Source organism: Halomonas icarae, assembly GCF_009901955.1.
GTDB classification, from domain to species: Bacteria; Pseudomonadota; Gammaproteobacteria; order Pseudomonadales; family Halomonadaceae; genus Halomonas; species Halomonas icarae.
Window position 1 is genome coordinate 1 of record NZ_WUTS01000008.1, and the last position, 278, is coordinate 278.

Sequence of the window (278 nt, forward strand, 5' to 3'; positions counted from 1 at the left end):
CGTTGTCAGGCGCTGGGTGGCGCCAAGAACCACGCCATCGTCATGCCCGATGCCGATATGGAAAATGTGGTCAACTCACTGACCGGAGCCGCCTTCGGCTCCTCCGGCGAGCGCTGCATGGCGCTATCCGTGGCGGTGGCCGTAGGGAATGAAGCGGCCGATACCCTGATTGCCAAGATGCAGGAGTCGATGGCGACCCTGAAGGTCGGCCCCTTCTCCGACAAGAGCAACGACTTCGGTCCGGTGATCACCAAGGCGCATCAGGAAAAGGTCTGCGG

Annotated in this window: 1 protein-coding gene; it reads left to right on the forward strand. The window is 62.2% G+C overall.

Translation table 11 applies throughout. From position 1 onward, the window contains the following. On the forward strand, positions 1–278 hold a 278-nt coding region (locus tag GRB80_RS15810), incomplete at both ends, for an aldehyde dehydrogenase family protein (RefSeq protein ID WP_161424385.1).